14 protein-coding genes are annotated in these 15003 nt (G+C 69.6%); 5 read left to right on the top strand and 9 right to left on the bottom strand.

What is annotated here, in order from left to right:
* Positions 1-6: 6 nt before the first annotated feature.
* Entirely contained in the window at positions 7-711 is a 705-nt protein-coding gene (locus I8J34_RS21255) for an SDR family oxidoreductase (RefSeq protein WP_214363645.1), read from the bottom strand.
* A gap of 215 nt (positions 712-926) precedes the next feature.
* On the opposite strand from I8J34_RS21255, the gene I8J34_RS21250 reads away from it, so the two are divergent.
* Complete coding sequence (locus tag I8J34_RS21250; protein ID WP_214363644.1) at positions 927-1832, top strand: LysR family transcriptional regulator; 906 nt, start codon at positions 927-929, stop codon at positions 1830-1832.
* Here I8J34_RS21250 and I8J34_RS21245 read toward each other — a convergent pair.
* From I8J34_RS21245 to I8J34_RS21235, 3 genes are read right to left on the bottom strand one after another with little or no spacing between them, the layout of a single operon-like run.
* A complete protein-coding gene (locus I8J34_RS21245; protein ID WP_214363643.1) occupies positions 1816-2250 on the bottom strand; it encodes a CBS domain-containing protein in 435 nt (144 codons plus the stop codon). The two genes, I8J34_RS21250 and I8J34_RS21245, sit on opposite strands and share 17 nt — an antisense overlap.
* 30 nt (positions 2251-2280) lie before the next feature.
* Positions 2281-2676 (bottom strand): TerB family tellurite resistance protein, encoded by a 396-nt coding sequence (locus tag I8J34_RS21240; RefSeq protein WP_214363642.1) that lies wholly within the window; start codon positions 2674-2676, stop codon positions 2281-2283.
* Positions 2676-3074, bottom strand: coding sequence for an HPF/RaiA family ribosome-associated protein (locus I8J34_RS21235; RefSeq protein WP_214363641.1), 399 nt, complete (start codon positions 3072-3074; stop codon positions 2676-2678). Before I8J34_RS21235 ends, I8J34_RS21240 begins: the two co-directional genes overlap by 1 nt.
* Before the next feature lie 116 nt (positions 3075-3190).
* Here I8J34_RS21235 and I8J34_RS21230 point away from each other — a divergent pair, with 116 nt between their 5' ends.
* Entirely contained in the window at positions 3191-4126 is a 936-nt protein-coding gene (locus I8J34_RS21230; protein ID WP_214363640.1) for a LysR family transcriptional regulator, read from the top strand.
* 24 nt (positions 4127-4150) lie between these two features.
* On the opposite strand, the gene I8J34_RS21225 is transcribed toward I8J34_RS21230, so the two are convergent.
* The 5 genes from I8J34_RS21225 to I8J34_RS21205 form a co-directional block, all read right to left on the bottom strand.
* On the bottom strand, positions 4151-5620 hold the full coding sequence (locus I8J34_RS21225; protein WP_214363639.1) for a c-type cytochrome: 1470 nt from the start codon (positions 5618-5620) through the stop codon (positions 4151-4153).
* 596 nt (positions 5621-6216) lie between these two features.
* Entirely contained in the window at positions 6217-7713 is a 1497-nt protein-coding gene (locus I8J34_RS21220; RefSeq protein WP_214363638.1) for a c-type cytochrome, read from the bottom strand.
* A gap of 12 nt (positions 7714-7725) precedes the next feature.
* On the bottom strand, positions 7726-9672 hold the full coding sequence (locus tag I8J34_RS21215) for a hypothetical protein (RefSeq protein ID WP_214363637.1): 1947 nt from the start codon (positions 9670-9672) through the stop codon (positions 7726-7728).
* Between the two features lie 10 nt (positions 9673-9682).
* On the bottom strand, positions 9683-10585 hold the full coding sequence (locus tag I8J34_RS21210; RefSeq protein WP_214363636.1) for a hypothetical protein: 903 nt from the start codon (positions 10583-10585) through the stop codon (positions 9683-9685).
* A gap of 15 nt (positions 10586-10600) precedes the next feature.
* Positions 10601-13123: a cytochrome c family protein gene (locus I8J34_RS21205; protein ID WP_214363635.1), complete on the bottom strand. Its 2523-nt coding sequence runs from the start codon at positions 13121-13123 to the stop codon at positions 10601-10603.
* A 252-nt stretch (positions 13124-13375) separates the two neighbouring features.
* On the opposite strand from I8J34_RS21205, the gene I8J34_RS21200 reads away from it, so the two are divergent.
* The 3 genes from I8J34_RS21200 to I8J34_RS21190 all read left to right on the top strand — a co-directional run.
* Positions 13376-13822, top strand: a complete 447-nt coding sequence (locus tag I8J34_RS21200; protein ID WP_214363634.1) for a hypothetical protein — start codon at positions 13376-13378, stop codon at positions 13820-13822.
* Between the two features lie 28 nt (positions 13823-13850).
* On the top strand, positions 13851-14666 hold the full coding sequence (locus tag I8J34_RS21195; RefSeq protein WP_214363633.1) for an isocitrate lyase/PEP mutase family protein: 816 nt from the start codon (positions 13851-13853) through the stop codon (positions 14664-14666).
* A 108-nt stretch (positions 14667-14774) separates the two neighbouring features.
* Positions 14775-15003 (top strand): hypothetical protein (locus I8J34_RS21190; RefSeq protein WP_214363632.1); only part of this gene is annotated, 229 nt, incomplete at its 3' end.

The following is a 15003-nucleotide window of genomic DNA, read 5'->3' as shown; positions in this document are numbered from 1 at the left end:
CCCGCCTCACACCGAGCGGGTGATGCCGCCATCCACCCGCAGGTTCTGGCCGGTGATATAGCTTGAATCGTCACCGGCGAGGAAGACGATCGCCCTCGACACCTCGTCCACCCGCCCGTAGCGCCCCATCGGGATGCGCGCGCACCGCTCGGTCTTCTCCGGCAGGCTGTCGATGAACCCCGGCAACACGTTGTTCATGCGGATGTTGTCCTTGGCGTACTGGTCGGCGAACAGCTTGGTGAAGGCGGCCAGGCCGGCGCGGAACACGCCCGAGGTGGGAAAGGCCGCCTCCGGCTCGAAGGTGGCGTAGGTCGAGATGTTGACGATGGCGCCGCCGGCCTGTGCCTGCATGATCGGCGTGACCAGCCGCGCGATGCGCACCACGTTGAGCAGATAGGTGTCCATGCCGGCCTGCCAGTCGGCATCGCTCATGGCGAGGATGTCGCCCTTCGGCCCGTGGCCGGCGCTGTTGACCACCGCGTCGATGCGGCCCCACTTCGCCATCGCCGCCTCCACCAGCGCCTGCAGGTCCTCGGCCGACTGGTTGGAGCCGGTCAGCCCGATGCCGCCCAGCGCCCGCCCCAGCGCCTCGCCCTTGCCGGACGAGGACAATACCGCCACCGCATAGCCGGCCTCGGCCAGCGCGCGCGCCGCGTCGGCACCCATGCCGCTGCCACCGCCGATGATGAGTGCGACTTTCCGTTCGTTCATGGTGCTCTCCAAAAAAGGGATGGCGTCATTCTAAGCGTGCGATGGTTCCCGCTTGCCACGCTCCGCACGCTGTGCCGGGCGACCCGTCAAGCCGCGCGGTGCGCCAAGGTGGCCCGGCGAATGGCGACGAAATCGTCATGGCATGGGGGCCGGATCTGGTGTGTACTGCGTCTGTGCGGTGTTGGCCGCACGCAACGATCATCGCAGGGCCTGCCATGGAGCTTTATCACCTCAGAACCTTCGTCACGGTGGCCGAAGAGCGCCACCTGACGCGCGCGGCCGAGCGCCTGCATGTGAGCCAGCCGGCGATCAGCGCGCACATCAAGGCGCTGGAGGAGGAGCTCGGCCTGGTGCTGTTCGAGCGCACGCCCAAGGGCATGCTGCCGACCAGTGCCGGCGAGGCCTTGCTCGAGCGGGCGCGTCAGGCGCTGGCGGCGGTCGGCGCGGTCGGGCTGCATGCACAAGAGCTGCGCGGCGAGGTGATCGGCACGGTGCGCATCGGGCTCAATACCGATGCCGGTTTCCTGCGCTTGGTCGAGCTGCAGGGCGAGCTCAAGGCGCGTCATCCTCGCCTCGAGATCGAGTTCCTCGGCGGCACCACCGGCGCCAATCTGCCCAAGCTGAAGAGCGGCCGGCTCGACGCCAGCTTCGTCAGCGGCGCGCTCGACGAGGCACAGTTCGACAGCCAGGTGCTGCGCGAAGAGGAAATGGCCATCGCCGCCCCCGTGGCACTGCGCGAGGCCATCGGGGCGGGCGACGTGGCCACGCTGGCGCGCCAGCCGTGGATCCACTCCTCGCCCGACCGGGTGCAGCACGCGGTGATGCGCGCCCTGTTCGAGCCGCATGGCGTCGAACCGGCGCGCAGCATGCTGGCCAACCAGAAGGATGCGGTGCTGGCGATGGTGGCCGCCGGGGTCGGGCTGGCGGTGACGCGGCGGCAGGACATCGAACGCGCCGCCGAGGCCGGCGCCGTGTTTGCCGTGTCGCTGCCGATGACGCCGACGCCGACGGTGAGCCTGCGTTTCGCCTGCCTGCGCCAGCGCGCCGAGGAGCCGGTGCTGCGCGCGGTGCGGGCGGCGGTGCTGTCGGTGTGGGGCGACACGGCTACAGGATTTCAGTGATCGCCTCGCGCGTGGCCAGATCGCGCTTGAAGCGGATCATGTCGAGTTCGAGCGCATCGCGGGCCGACACCACGCCCAGCACCTCGCCGTGCAGGCCGACCACCGGCACATGCCGGAAGCCGCCCTCGAACATCAGGTGCAAGGCGTGGCCGAAGGGCATGTCCGGGCCGACTGCCACCGGGTTGCGGGTCATGACGGCGCTCACCGGGGTCGCCGCCGGGTCCAGCCCGTTGGCGACCACGTCGAAGACGATGTCGCGCTCGGTGCAAATGCCGATCAGGCGGCCGTCGTCGACCACCAGCACGGCGCCGAGGGCGTGCTGGCGCATCAGCGTGGCAGCGCTGAGGACATCGAGATCCAGCGGCGCGGCGATGAAGAACCGGTCGTGGATGAGGGTGCTGACGGAACGGTTGGGCATGATGTTTTTTCCTCGAAGGATGGAAGGCGTTCAGTGTTCCAGGTCGTCGCCCCAACGGCGCATGGCATGGCTCAGCAGGGCAGCCTCGGCTTGGGTGACCCGGCCGTCGGCGGCGACGATTTCCAGCATGGTGCGCAGCAGGCGGACGCGCTGGGCCGGCTGATGGATTTCGCCCAGCAGCTGCTCGACCACCTCGGGCGACAGGCTCAAGCGCCCAGCGCTCCAGTGCGCCGAGCATTGCAGCAGGTCGTGGCAGAAGTCCTGCACCACACGGTCGAACCCGTCCGGGCTCAGCCCCAGCTGCTCGATCATGCCGCTGCGGGCGACCAGGGCGGTTTCGGCCGGATCGAGACCGCCGTCGACCAGCATGGCCAGGGAAACGACGCGGGCGACTGCCTCGGTGCTGTCATCGGGATAACTGCGCATCAACGTGCTCCTGTGTCGGCGGCGACCGCGGACCGGTCGGGCATCGGTTCATCGTGGGGGGCGAGGGCGGCAGGGTGCATGGCCTTTGCCCCGCGGCCGCGGCGGCGCGACAGGTGGCGCAGCACGCTGTTCAGCGCCCGTTTGACGACATGGTCGATCGCGCGGTAGAGGTCGTCCTGGGTGTGCTCGACGACCACCGGCGGGCGACCGCTGAGGTGGATCGCAATCTGGCACCGCTTGTCGATGCCGCCGCGCGGGCCATTCTCGTCGGACAGGCGGACACTGATGCGATGGACGCGCGCCGCCAAGACGGCCCGCGGTGCGCGCAGCCGCTGCAGGGTGTAGTTGCGCAGGCCCGGGGTCATGGAAAACCCCTGGCTCGTGATCTCGATTTGCATCTCAGCTCCTGGTGGGTGGGGAAGACGGCCCCACTCTAGGGCGGTCTGCTCATCGATAAAACTCGAATATACTGAGATGCAAAATCAGTTTTTTCGATCAACGGGGCGCCCGTCGCATGGCTTCGCTCAATTACAAACACCTGCGCTACTTCTGGGCCGTGGCCAAGGCCGGCAGCATCGCGCGGGCGGCCGAATCGCTGCATGTGACGCCGCATGCCATCAGCGGGCAGCTGGCGGCGCTGGAGGCCAGCCTCGGGGCGCGGCTGTTCGACCGTGCGGGGCGGCGGCTGACGCTGTCGGCCACCGGGCGGCGCATCCTCGAGCATGCCGACACCATCTTCAGCCTGGGCGACGAGATCCTGGCCCTGGCCAGCGACACGGCGACACGCGACACCCAGCCGCTGCGCATCGGCATCGCCGACTCCGTGCCCAAGGCGGTGGCCTACCGGCTGGTGTCGCCGACCCTGCGTCTCGAGACGCCGATCAAGCTGACCTGCCGCGAAGGGCGCCTCGACCTGCTGCTGGCCGACCTGGCGATCCACCGGCTCGACGTGGTGATTGCCGACCGCCCGATGCCGCCGCGCCTGAGCGTGCGCGGCTTCAACCACCTGCTCGGCGAGAGCAGCCTGACGGTGATGGGCAGCGCGGCGCTGCGAGCGCGCCACCCGGCGCCCTTTCCGGACTTCCTCGACCAAGCCCCGTTCCTGATGCCGGGCGAAGACACCGCCATCCATGGCCCCCTGATCGAATGGTTCGAGGCGCGCGGCTTGCGGCCGCAGATCGTGGCGGAGTTCGATGACGGCGCCCTGCTCAAGGCCTTCGGCCAGGCCAGCACCGGTTTCTTCGTGACGCCGAGCGCCACCTGCGACTATGTGTGCCGGCAGTATGGCGTCGACGCCCTGGGCAAGATCGACGAAGTGGTCGAACAGCTCTACGCGATCACCACCGAGGGCAAGCCCACCCTGCCGGCCGTGCTTGCCATCCAGCAGGCCGCGCGCGACGAGATCTTCGGTGCGCCGCGGGCGCGGCCCAAGGCGCGGCGACGCTCCTGAGCGGGTCCGCCGCCGCGCGCGGCGTCACAGGGTTTTCAGATACTCCACCAGTGCGGTCTTGTCCGCGTCGGGCAGCGCGGTGCCGAAGTCGTGCCCCTGGTTGCCGCCGCCCTTGAGCCGGGTGTCGTGCAGGCTGCCGGCTTGCTCGGCCGCTTCGCCCGAGGTGACATAGCCGACACGCTCGGGGTCGTAGAGGTTGTAGCCGCGCCAGAAGGTGACCGGGCGCGCGGCCGGCGGGTCGAGCAGGTCGCGCAGGGTGGGCACCGAGCCGTTGTGCAGGTAGGGCGCGCGCAGCCAGATGCCGTCGAGAAAGGCGGCGATGTAGCCGCGCAGGGGTTCTTCGACCAGGCCCTCGCGCTCGATGCCCATCTCGGTGACGACCTGGTTGGCTTCATACGCCGCCTTTTCGTTCCAGGTCTCCATGCGATCGCGGCTGGTGCCGACCTCCTCGACCGGCACCACGGTGCCGGTGCGCTCGGAGGCATGGCAGCGCGCGCAGGTGGCGTCGAACACCGCCTTGCCCTGTTCGGCCAGCGCCGGGTCGATGGGGAAGGGGTAGGCCGGTGCGCGCGCGGCCTTGAGGTAGTCGAGCATCCAGTCGATCTCGGCGAGGAACTCGGCGTTGTCCTTGGGCGGCGCGCCGAGCAGGCCGAGGGCGGAATCGATGACCACCGAGCGGGCGTTGTGGCTGTCGCCGGCGAAGTTCATGCGGTGGCCCTTGTCGGGCTGGTACTTGCCGAGGTTCCAGATCGAGGGCATGTCGGTGGGGCCGAAGCTGTCGTCCATCGGCCAGCGGATCATGAAGTACTTGGTGAGGTTCATCGAGTCGTCGCGCCCGCGCCCCCAGTCGGGGAAGGCCGGGTGATACAGCCAGGCGAACTGGGCTTCGCGCTCGAGCAGGCGCTTCTTGGTGATCGGGATGATGAGGTAGCGGTAGATGAGGGCGTCGTCCCAGGCCAGGTCGGTGACCAGGTTGATCTCGCGCATCAGCACGTCGGGGGTGAAGCGCGGGTCTTTGGCGCAGTCGATCAGGAAGCGGAAGAAGGCGGCCAGGTCGAGCGTGTGGTTGGGGCCGGTGGGCACGAACACCGGGTTGCTGTCCTCGGACACGCGGTAGCTGGCGGTGTGGCACACCGCGCAGGTGTTGGCCACGCGGTCGAAGCCGATGGTCTTCTTGGTGAAGCCGACCGGCAGCTCCATGCCTTGCTCCCAGGCCACGCCGAAGGCGGCATAGCCGCCCGGGCCGGGCAGCTTGTCGGGAAACACGCGGGGCAGCACGTAGAAGATCCAGTAAGGGATGCCGGCGTCGGCCTCGGCGCCGATCGAGCCGTATTTGAAGCGCATGTGCGGGTCCTCGGTGACCCAGGCCGGTTGCGGCACCTCGCGGAAGAACTTGACCCAGCCATAGACGCCGGCGGCGATGCCGAGGATGAGCAGCAAGCCGAGTACGGCCAGCCAGGTGCGGCAGCGATGGGATCCGGTCGTCGTGTTCATGGGGCGTCTCCTGTGCGTAGCCCGGATGCAGGCCGCAGGCCGGAATCCGGGAACGGCGTGCCGAATCTCAACGGTTGCTGGTCCAAGTGGTGCACCGCACTGGCATACGGTATGCCGGTTCGGGTGGGTGTCCCCGGATTTCGCTGCGCTGCATCCGGGCTACGTGTTTTTGGGCGGGCGTTCATGCGTGGGCCTCGGTCGGCGTAGCCCGGCCGAGGGCCGAAGGCCCGACGCGGGGGGCGGTGGTGCCGGAGTGGGGCGATGTCCCCGGATTCCGCTGCGCTGCATCCGGGCTACGTTTGTGCGGGCGGGCGTTCATGCGTGGGCCTCGGTCGGCGTAGCCCGGCCGAGGGCCGAAGGCCCGACGCCGGGGGCGGTGGTGCCGGGGTGGGACGGTGTCCCCGGATTTCGCTGCGCTGCATCCGGGCTACGTGTTTTCGGGCGGGCGTTCATGCGTGGGCCTCGGTCGGCGTAGCCCGGCCGAGGGCCGAAGGCCCGACGCCGGGGGTGGTGGTGCCGGAGTGGGGCGGTGTCCCCGGATTCCGCTGCGCTGCATCCGGGCGACGTGTTTGTGGGCGGGCGTTCATGCGTGGGCCTCAGAAGGTCTTGAGATATTCGACGATGGCGTCCTTGTCCTCGGGCGCCAGCGTGGTGCCGTAGGCGGCGCCTTCGTGGCCGGTGTTGCCGTTGCCGGGCGCGGTGGTGTCGAACAGGAAGTATTGCCGGTCGGGTTCGCTGGCCACGTTCGAGACAAAGCCGAGGCGCTTGCGGTCGATGACGTCGTTGCCGCGGTAGAAGCTGGCGGGGCGCGCGTCGGCGGGTTCGAGCAGGTCGCGCACGGTGGGCACCGAGCCGTTGTGCAGGTAGGGGCCGCGCAGCCACAGGCCGTCGAGCGGCATGTTGGCGTAGCCGAAGGTCTTGCGGAAATGCTGGAAGCGGTGCGGGTAGCCGGCGTAGAGCGTGCCCTGGTTCACCGCCAGGGTGTAGGTGTAGGAGTCGAGCCGCGCGCGGTCGGTGGCGATATGCTGTATCGGCGTGACATGGCCGACATATTTGCCCGAGAAGTCGCGCCCGCTGGCGCCATGGCAGGCGGCGCAGGTCTCGGCATACAGCGCGCGGCCGCGCTCGGCCTTTTCCTTGTCGATGGCATAGGGCCAGGGCGGTGGGGTGAGGTCGAGCAGCCATTGCTCGATGCGGCCGATGGCGCGCAGATCGATGGTCGGGGGGGTGGTGCCGGTGCCGAAGGCGGCGCTCTTGTTGCGCTCTTCGGTGCGGGTGTTGTTGCCGTCCCAGTGCAGCTCCATGCGCTGGCCGTCGTCGCGCTTCATGCGCGGGCCCTGCAGCCAGATGGAGGGGAAGTCCGAGGCGCCGAGCAGCTCTTTCTTGGGCAGTTGGTGCATCGGGAAGTTGAACAGCACCTTGGCCGAGTTGAAGGTATCGACCCGGCCGGGGCCCCAGTCGGGCTGGTCGAAGGCGAAGGCGAAGCGGTCGCGCAGCATCAGCAGGCGTTCGCGCATCAGGGCGATGGCCACCGGATACACCACGTAGCGGTCGAGCGGGCTGAGCCGGCCGGCCATGGCCTCGATCTGCGGCACGATGAACTCGCTGCGGAATTTCGGCCCGGCCGCGCAGTTGAAGAAGAAGGTTTCGAAGGCCTTGATGTCGAGCCGGTGCGCCGGCATGCCGAGGATCACCCGCGGCGCGGCGCCGGGCGCGTCGCGCACGGTGCTGACATGGCAGGCGGCGCAGTTGAGGAAGACCCGGTCGATGCCGAGGTTGAAGCGCTTGGAGACGCCGACCGGCAGGTCCTTGCCCGGCTCGTAGGTGAAGCCGATCGAGCGGTAGCCCTCGCCGGGCAGGTGCTCGGGGCAGACCTTGGGCAGCGCCTGCCAGATCCAGTACGGGAAGCCCGATTCGCGCTCGCCGCCGGTGGAGCCGTACTTGAAGTGCATGGGTGCCTCGGCATAGGCCACCGGGATGTCGGCGGTGAAGCGGCCGAGTGCGTAGATGGCGGCGATGAGGGCCAGCAGCCAGGGCAGCCACAGCAGGGTGCGCAGCAGCCAGTGGGAAGGTTCTCGGGGCGTGGGGGACATGGCGTCGTCTCTCTAAAAGACCGCACAGTCGGGCAGGTCGGCATAGGGCTGGGCGGCGAGGCGGCTCGGTGCGTGGCCGCTCGCTTGCAGGCGGGTGGCCAGCCACTGCTGCATCGAGGCCAGGTCGCCGCTGTGGCGGATGTCGCCGGCCTGGGACGAGGCCGGCGGCGGCATCGGCGTTTTCTCGCGCGCGCCGGCCGGCGCCGCCCACATCGCCAGGCGGCGGGCCATGCGCGGGGCGCAGGTGTCGATGCGCGCGCGCACGGTGTCGCGGTCGCCATGCAGGAAGCCGGGCGGAAAGGCCTCGGTGCTGTTGTGGCACAACCCGCAGTGGCGATAGAAGGGCGCGAGCTCCGGGTCGTCGACGCCGCTGCGCTCGGCGATCCTGGGTACCACCGGTTGCGTGCGCTCGGGCGGCATCGGCAGCAGCGCGGCGAGCACCGTGGCGCGGCGCAGCGGCGCATCGGCCAGCGCATCGCTGCGCCCGGCCAGGGTGTCGGCGGCGAGGCGCTCGATATGCGCGCGCAGCGGGGCGAGGTCGTCGGCCAGCTGGAGCGAGACGCTGTCCGGGGTGATGGCCACCGCCACCAGCGCGGCGCCCTCGGCGGTGCGTGGCGCCGGCCCGCTCGGCACGAAGCGGCCGCTGGCGGCGCGTTCGAAGCGCAGGCCGGCATGGGCACGGCCGCTGCCCAGGCTGAGCTGGTCGAGCCACAGGCGGGTGTCGGTGCGCCGGGCGCTGAGCGCGATGCCGCTGGCGTGGTGGCAGTCGAGGTCTTCGCGCCCGGGGCGTGTGCGGCGTGTGCATGCGAGCGTGAGCGTCTCGGTGCTCGGCGTCGGCGCGGTGCGCAGCCGCTGGTCGAGTGCGGCGATGTCTGCATCGGCGAAGAACTGGCCGACGGCGTGCACCACGTGGCTCAGGGTGGCCGGGTCGTCGCCCCGCCAGTGTTCGAGCGGCGCGCGCAGGGCGAGCGGGTCGAAGCGCTCGGCCACATCGGCGAGGCGGCGCAGCGCGGCCGGGTCGGTGGGCAGGGCCTGCCATGGCAGGGTGGCGGCGAAGGGCTGGCGGTTGGGGATGTCGGGGTCGGGCAGGGGCAGGCCCTCGGGCCAGTGCTGCGCCCAGTGGGCGGCGAGCGGGGCCAGCGCCGGATCGTCGGCGAGCAGGCCGGGGGCGGCGGTGCCGCTCAGGCGGGCCAGCAGGGCGCGCGATAGCAGGCGGGCGCGGCAGTTCACGGCGGCGCTCGGCTCGGCGCTGGCACAGCCGTGCTGCCACACGGTCTGGGCCAGCGACAGCCGGTTGGCACGGTCGGTGGCGTCGTCGATGGCGTTGGCCACGTCTACCCCGTGGCGCCAGGGCAGGCCGTAGAAGTCGCCGCCCGCGGCCGCCAGCAGGCGGCGAATGGCCGGATTGGCGCTGGTTTCGTCCCAGCTCTGGCGCGAGAAGATGGGCGCCGCGTTCTGGTGGCAGGCCAGGCACAGGCCGCGGTTGCCGGCGCGCAGGCGCGGGGTGGCGCCTGCGCGGTAGTCGTCGACGATCTCGAAGTCGAAGCGCCCGGCGCCTTCGTTGTAGCTGATCACTTCGAGCACGCCGGCCGCTTCGTGGTAGCCGATGTAGAGCCGGTCGCGCAGCAGCGGGCGGTCGGTGCCGGCCGGCTCGCCGGTGACGGCGACCACCACGCGCGGCGCTTCGAAATAGTGCGCCGCGCCGGCGGTGTGGCGCTGCAGCGAGCGGCCAAGCGGGATCAGCACCAGGGGCATGGGGTCCGGCCCGTCGCTTTCGAGCAGCGGGCGGATCTGCGCCAGCAGTGCGCCGAGGGGGAAAGGGATCTGCGCTTGCGTGTGGCCCGGCGGTGTCATCACGTGCGCGAACAGCGAGGCGGGCGGCTCGGCCGCCGCGCTGCCCGGCAGCGCCAGGCAGGCGGCGAACACGCACTGGCCGAGGCGGCGCCAGAGGCTGCGCATGGGCGCGGCCTCATTGCGCCGCGGCGACGAGTTTGCGCTGCTGGGTGCCGGTCCAGCAGTCTTCCGCCGTCTTGCCGGTTTTCAGGTAGTCGGCCTTGCCGGCCTCGTCGATGGCCTTGTTGTAGAGCACGAAGTTCACCACGAAGCTGCGGTCGATGTAGGCGCGGCCGAGGTAGAGGCCGGGGCGCACCATGCGGATCTCGTCGCGGATGGCGAAGCCGTCGCGCCCGGCCATCATGTCGGGCATGCGGCGGTAGCCGGGCAGCTGGTCGGTGAAGGCGTAGTCGATGATGATCGATTCGCGTCGCCCGTCGAGCAGGCTCTGGCCGCAGTAGAGCCGCGCGGGGAAGAGCAGCCACTGGTCCTTGCCATCGACGGTGATTTTCGTCAGCGGATTGTCATTGCCTTCTTCGACCAGCCCCACGGTCTTGAGCGGGCCCAGGTCTTCGATGCGGTTGCGCAGCAGGCGCTCGTCCCGGTAGAAGACCTTGCCCTTCCACAGGATCTCGCCCATCAGGTCGAGCTTCTTGCCGGCCACATTCACCAGCAGGCCCTTGAGCCCGCCGCCGGCGATCTCCGACAGGCGCAGCTTGCCGCTGCCGCCCTTGGGAAAGAACAGGTCGCCCTCGAAGGGGCCCTCGGGGATCGGCCCGGCGGACAGCCGCGCGTAGATCTGGTCGACCTGTTCCTGGTCGAGCAGGGCGAGGTTCTTGGGGGTGATCTTGTACAGATCCTCGACCGACAGCGGGTGCTGGGCCTCCAGCTCGGCGAAGTCGGGCTTGGCGTTGTGCGCTTCGCCCCAGGGGGCGAAGGGGATGTCCGGCGGGTTCTTGTCTTCCTTGGCGCCGCAGGCGGCGAGCAGGGTGACGGCGGCGGCCGTGGCGAGGAGGCGGGCGGTGCGATGCAGTGTCATGGCAGTCCTCCTCGCTTACAGGGTGGCCAGGAAGGCGGTGAGCGCCTTCTTGTCGTCGTCGGACAGGTCCTCGCCGAAGCGGTGACCGGCGTTCTCGATCTCGGCGAAGCAGGAGCTGTAGATCTGCTTGACCAGGTAGGGCCGCTTCTTGAGCGCCTCGATCAGGCCGTTGGGTTGGCTGGTGACCTCCTCGGTGATGCCTTTCAGGTCGGCCAGGATGCGCTTGCCCTCCTCGGGCCCCCATTGCTTGACCAGCCGCGCCTCGACCTCGTCGGGCTTGAACTTGGCCTGCACCAGGTCGACCACGAAGGTCTTGTGCTGGAAGTTGCCCACCGTGCCGGCATTGACGCCGCGCCCGTCGATGTTGGCCGGGATGGTGAGCGAGAAGCCGACCAGCTTTTCCTTGTCGGTGCCGTCCCACAGCCGCGGGCCGACGCGCAGGGTCACGTCCTCGTTGAGCAGGGTCACCTTGGGCATGCGCTGGTCGGGGTGGAGCAGCGCGTCCATGCTCGCCTTGTAGAGCGCGAAGCGGCCCTCGACGCTGGGGTCGTAGGCCCAGCAGGCCGGTTGTTGCTCCGGCGGCAGCAGCGACAGGTCCTTGCCATCCACATAGCGCGGGCGCATGGCGTAGAAGGCGTTGGCCTTGTTCTCGGGCTGGCCGCACAGCTCGGGGCCGACCGCGTTGTTGTGCATGAAGGGGGCGTGCGCCCACAGGTTGAGCAGCGAGATGTTGCGGTAGTAGCTGCGCCCGCCGTCGGCCGGCTCCTTGAGGTTGGGGTCGGGTGGCTGGGCGCGCAGGGTCTCCGAGCCATATTCCTGCCAGATCTTGCCGGTCATGTGGTTGGAGTGCAGGGCGCGGCAGCGGAAGGTGCCGACCTCGGACACCAAGGTGGGCGCATCGTTGCCCAGCCAGTCGGCGCGCAGGCCGCTCTTGGCGTCGACCTTGTGAAAGTCGAGCGCGTCGAACTGGCCGGCCGCTGCCTCGGGCTGGCTGGAGTGGCAGCGCGCGCAGGTGTTGGCAAACACCTTCTGGCCGCGGGCCACGGCGCCCTCGCCGAACTCTTTTTCAAGGTCGGCGATCAGGTCCTGCAGGGCGTAGGTGGCCGCCGGGTCGGCCGCGCGGCGCTGGTTCTCGCGCGCCTCGCGCAGGTCGGTGGCACGCGCCTCGGCCGACATGAAGAAGTCGAGCACGTTCACCAGGCGGTCTTCGATGGCGCGGAAGTTGGGGCAGTCGCGTCGGCATTGGCCAATGTTGAAGGGCGTCTGGCCGAAGCCGCGCTGTTGCGGGTCGGCCACGCGCAGGTCGGTGAGGTGGTTGACCCAGCACTGCTCGGAGCAGGAGCCGATGTTGAAGTACACCCGCTGGATGGCCTCCAGCGCGCCGATCGAGTCCTCGCCGCCCTTGAGGATGTGATGCACGGTCTCCTCCTTGAGCGACTTCTCCCAGCACTTGTTGTCACGCCCCGGCTCGCACCAGCAGGTCGGCGCCGTCTTGCCCTCGCAACTGGCCACCTTGCGCCACTTGAGCACCTTCTCACCGGCGAACACCGGGCGCTGCGGGATGTTGATCAGTGCGTTCATGGTGCCGGGATTGTTCACCTGGTCGTTGGGGATCGCCGAGGTGTCGGTGGTGCCCGGCCGGGCGTGGGCGAACATCTGCCATTCGAGCGTGTTGGTGGCCATGCCCGAGACCATGATCTCGGACATGCGCGAGTACTGGTTGCCCAGCAGGCCCTTGATGTTTTCCCACTTCGGGTTGGCCGGGTCGGCCGGCGGGTTGAGCGGATCGAAGGAGATGTGGCAGGAGCCGCAGGCAGTGCCGATCAGGTAGGGCGGCTCGACCGAGCCGTCGAGCAGGCGGCTCTTGGCCGGCTCCTCCGAGCCGGCGGCGGCCGGAATCTTGCCGTTGTAGCCTTCCCAGCTGCCGGCACGGCCGTTGAGTTTGACCCACTGCTCAAGATTGAAGCGCGGGTTGGGAAACTTGCGCACGCCGAGCATGCCGGTCGAGGTGCCGAACTTCAGGTCGCAGGCGCTCTGGCGCTGGTCCTGGGGCCCGTGCACATCGCCCTCGGCCAGCGGCGCATCGCGAAAATCGCAGGCCGGGTCGCGGTAGCCGTCCTTGCCGACATACTTGAGCAGCTCCTCGTCGCCGGGACACCAGTCGAGGCCGTAGGTCTCGTCCAGCGACTTGGCCGGGCAGTTGGCCTCGCCCGGCGTACAGCAGCTCGGATCGTTGATCCCGCCCCAGGCGCGGAAGCGGTCGCCCCGCTCATCGGAGCGCAGCACCCGGAACCAGTCGATCAGTACCCCGACGCGCTGCTGGAACACATAGGTGTGGAAACGGTCGTTGCCGGCCGTGGCCTTGAACCAGATCAGCCGCCCGGCGCATTCGGAGGCGTTGAGCCCCTCGCGCGCACAGGCCTCAACGTAGGGGATGTCCTGTTCGTGGACCTTGGCGGTCGTGTCCGCCGCATGGGCCGGGCGGGGTGAGGGGAGTGTGACGGTCAGGGCGATGGCAAGCAGGAACAGGCGGACCATGAAGGGCTCTCCGCAATGCGGGGGATTGACCGGCCCGAGGTGCAAGCGCTCGACAAGGCGCTTTGGCGCAACCCCCGAAAACGTTCGGGGTAAAGGGGCTCCGATCCGGGGGATGGCGCGGTGGATCGGTCTTGCGCGCGCCATCGTCATATTTTTTTGGCTCTGTTTACTGGTGTAGCACCCTATATCTCGATTACAAGACAGGCGTGCTGCCGCGCCGTATGATCGATTGCCGCACAGACCGGAGTCGCCATGCCCCGCTTCATCGCCCCCCTGGCCGCCATCCTGTTGTCGCTTGCTCTCGCGGCATGCAGCCGCACGCCCCCCGAGCAGGCCATCCGCGAGGCTGTCGGCCGCATCGAGCAGGGCATTGCGGCGCATCAGAACGCCGCGGTGCGCGCCGAACTGGCCGAGGCCTTCCGCGGCGGCCCCGCCGATGACCCCGGCCGCCTCGACAAGGCCGGCGTGCAGCGCCTGCTGGCCGGCTATTTCCTGCGCTACAAGCACATCGGCGTCGTCGTCACCGGCGTGACGGTCGAGCCGCTGGCCCATGCCGACGACCAGGCCTGGTCGGACGCCTCGGTGCTGCTCACCGGTGCCGACGGGCTGATCCCCGAGGCCGGCCGCCACTACCGGGTGCGCGGTCTGTGGGTGCGCGAGGGCAGCGACTGGCGGCTGCGCGAGCTGCACTGGGAATAACCCATCCGCACACAACCGGAGCACCAGGATGACGACACAGGAAGACAAAGGGCGCGCCTTTCGCGCGCTGCACCAGGGCGAGGGCGCCTTCATCATCCCCAACCCGTGGGATGTCGGCACGGCGCGGCTGCTGGCGCATCTGGGCTTTGCGGCGCTGGCGACCACCAGCGCCGGCTACGCCTTCTCGGTCGGCCAGCGCGACAGCACCATCGGGCGCGAGGCGATGATGGCGCATGTGCGCACCCTCGTCGCGGCCACCGAGCTGCCGGTCAGCGCCGACCTGGAAAACGGCTTCGGCGACGACCCGGCCACTGTCGCCGAGACGCTGCGCCAGGCGGTGGCGGCAGGGCTGGTCGGCGCCTCGATCGAGGACGCCACCGGCCGTCCCGAGGCGCCGCTCTATGCCCTGCCGCAGGCGGTCGAGCGCATCCGCGCGGCGGCCGAGGTGGTGCGGGCGCTGCCCTTCCCGTTCATGCTCACTGCCCGCGCCGAGAACTACCTCGTCGGCCGGCCCGATCTGGACGACACCATCGCCCGCCTGCAGGCCTACCAGGCGGCAGGCGCCGACGTGCTCTACGCGCCGGGGCTGACGAGTCGGGACGAGATCGCCGCCGTCGTGCGCGCCGTCGATCGGCCGGTGAACGTGGTGATGGGGCTGCAAGGCGTCCGGCTGACCCTGGCCGAGCTGTCGGCGCTGGGGGTCAAGCGTGTCAGCGTGGGCAGCGCCCTGTCGCGCGCCGCGCTCGGCGCCTTCCTGCGTGCGGCGCGCGAAATGCGCGCCCACGGCAGCTTCACGTTTGCCGACGAGGCCGTCGGTTTCGACGAGATCAGCGCGATGTTCTAGGGCGAGCCCGGGGCGTAGTGAAGGAAAGTACAAGCCCTGCAACCGTGTTATTGCAAATGTCATTGTCGTATGTAAAATGGCTGCCTCTTCCGGCTGCAAGGCACCCCCATGTTCACCTCCGACACCCGCCTGTTCGCGCTCACCTGGCGCGACGCGCCGTTCGATTTGCCGGTCGAAGCGTGGTGGGGGACTGAGGCGCTCTCGGCGGGTTTCGAGCTGGTGGTCGATCTGCTCTCGACCGACGCCTTCATCGAACTCAAAGCCCTGCTCGGCCAGACGGTCACGCTGCACAGCACGCTCTCCGACGGCAGCCGCGCGGGCCGCTCGGCCCTGGTGC

Source organism: Denitromonas iodatirespirans (assembly GCF_018524365.1).
Lineage (GTDB): Bacteria > Pseudomonadota > Gammaproteobacteria > Burkholderiales > Rhodocyclaceae > Nitrogeniibacter > Nitrogeniibacter iodatirespirans.
Note: the sequence above shows the minus strand (reverse complement) of the source record. Positions and strands in the feature narration are given on the sequence as shown.

What these genes read in the sequence shown, in the direction of transcription:
- I8J34_RS21255 (WP_214363645.1), bottom strand. Translation starts at nt 711, where the DNA reads ATGAACGAACGGAAAGTCGCACTCATCATCGGCGGTGGCAGCGGCATG.
- I8J34_RS21250 (WP_214363644.1), top strand. Translation starts at nt 927, where the DNA reads ATGGAGCTTTATCACCTCAGAACCTTCGTCACGGTGGCCGAAGAGCGC.
- I8J34_RS21245 (WP_214363643.1), bottom strand. Translation starts at nt 2,250, where the DNA reads ATGCCCAACCGTTCCGTCAGCACCCTCATCCACGACCGGTTCTTCATC.
- I8J34_RS21240 (WP_214363642.1), bottom strand. Translation starts at nt 2,676, where the DNA reads ATGCGCAGTTATCCCGATGACAGCACCGAGGCAGTCGCCCGCGTCGTT.
- I8J34_RS21235 (WP_214363641.1), bottom strand. Translation starts at nt 3,074, where the DNA reads ATGCAAATCGAGATCACGAGCCAGGGGTTTTCCATGACCCCGGGCCTG.
- I8J34_RS21230 (WP_214363640.1), top strand. Translation starts at nt 3,191, where the DNA reads ATGGCTTCGCTCAATTACAAACACCTGCGCTACTTCTGGGCCGTGGCC.
- I8J34_RS21225 (WP_214363639.1), bottom strand. Translation starts at nt 5,620, where the DNA reads ATGAACACGACGACCGGATCCCATCGCTGCCGCACCTGGCTGGCCGTA.
- I8J34_RS21220 (WP_214363638.1), bottom strand. Translation starts at nt 7,713, where the DNA reads ATGTCCCCCACGCCCCGAGAACCTTCCCACTGGCTGCTGCGCACCCTG.
- I8J34_RS21215 (WP_214363637.1), bottom strand. Translation starts at nt 9,672, where the DNA reads ATGCGCAGCCTCTGGCGCCGCCTCGGCCAGTGCGTGTTCGCCGCCTGC.
- I8J34_RS21210 (WP_214363636.1), bottom strand. Translation starts at nt 10,585, where the DNA reads ATGACACTGCATCGCACCGCCCGCCTCCTCGCCACGGCCGCCGCCGTC.
- I8J34_RS21205 (WP_214363635.1), bottom strand. Translation starts at nt 13,123, where the DNA reads ATGGTCCGCCTGTTCCTGCTTGCCATCGCCCTGACCGTCACACTCCCC.
- I8J34_RS21200 (WP_214363634.1), top strand. Translation starts at nt 13,376, where the DNA reads ATGCCCCGCTTCATCGCCCCCCTGGCCGCCATCCTGTTGTCGCTTGCT.
- I8J34_RS21195 (WP_214363633.1), top strand. Translation starts at nt 13,851, where the DNA reads ATGACGACACAGGAAGACAAAGGGCGCGCCTTTCGCGCGCTGCACCAG.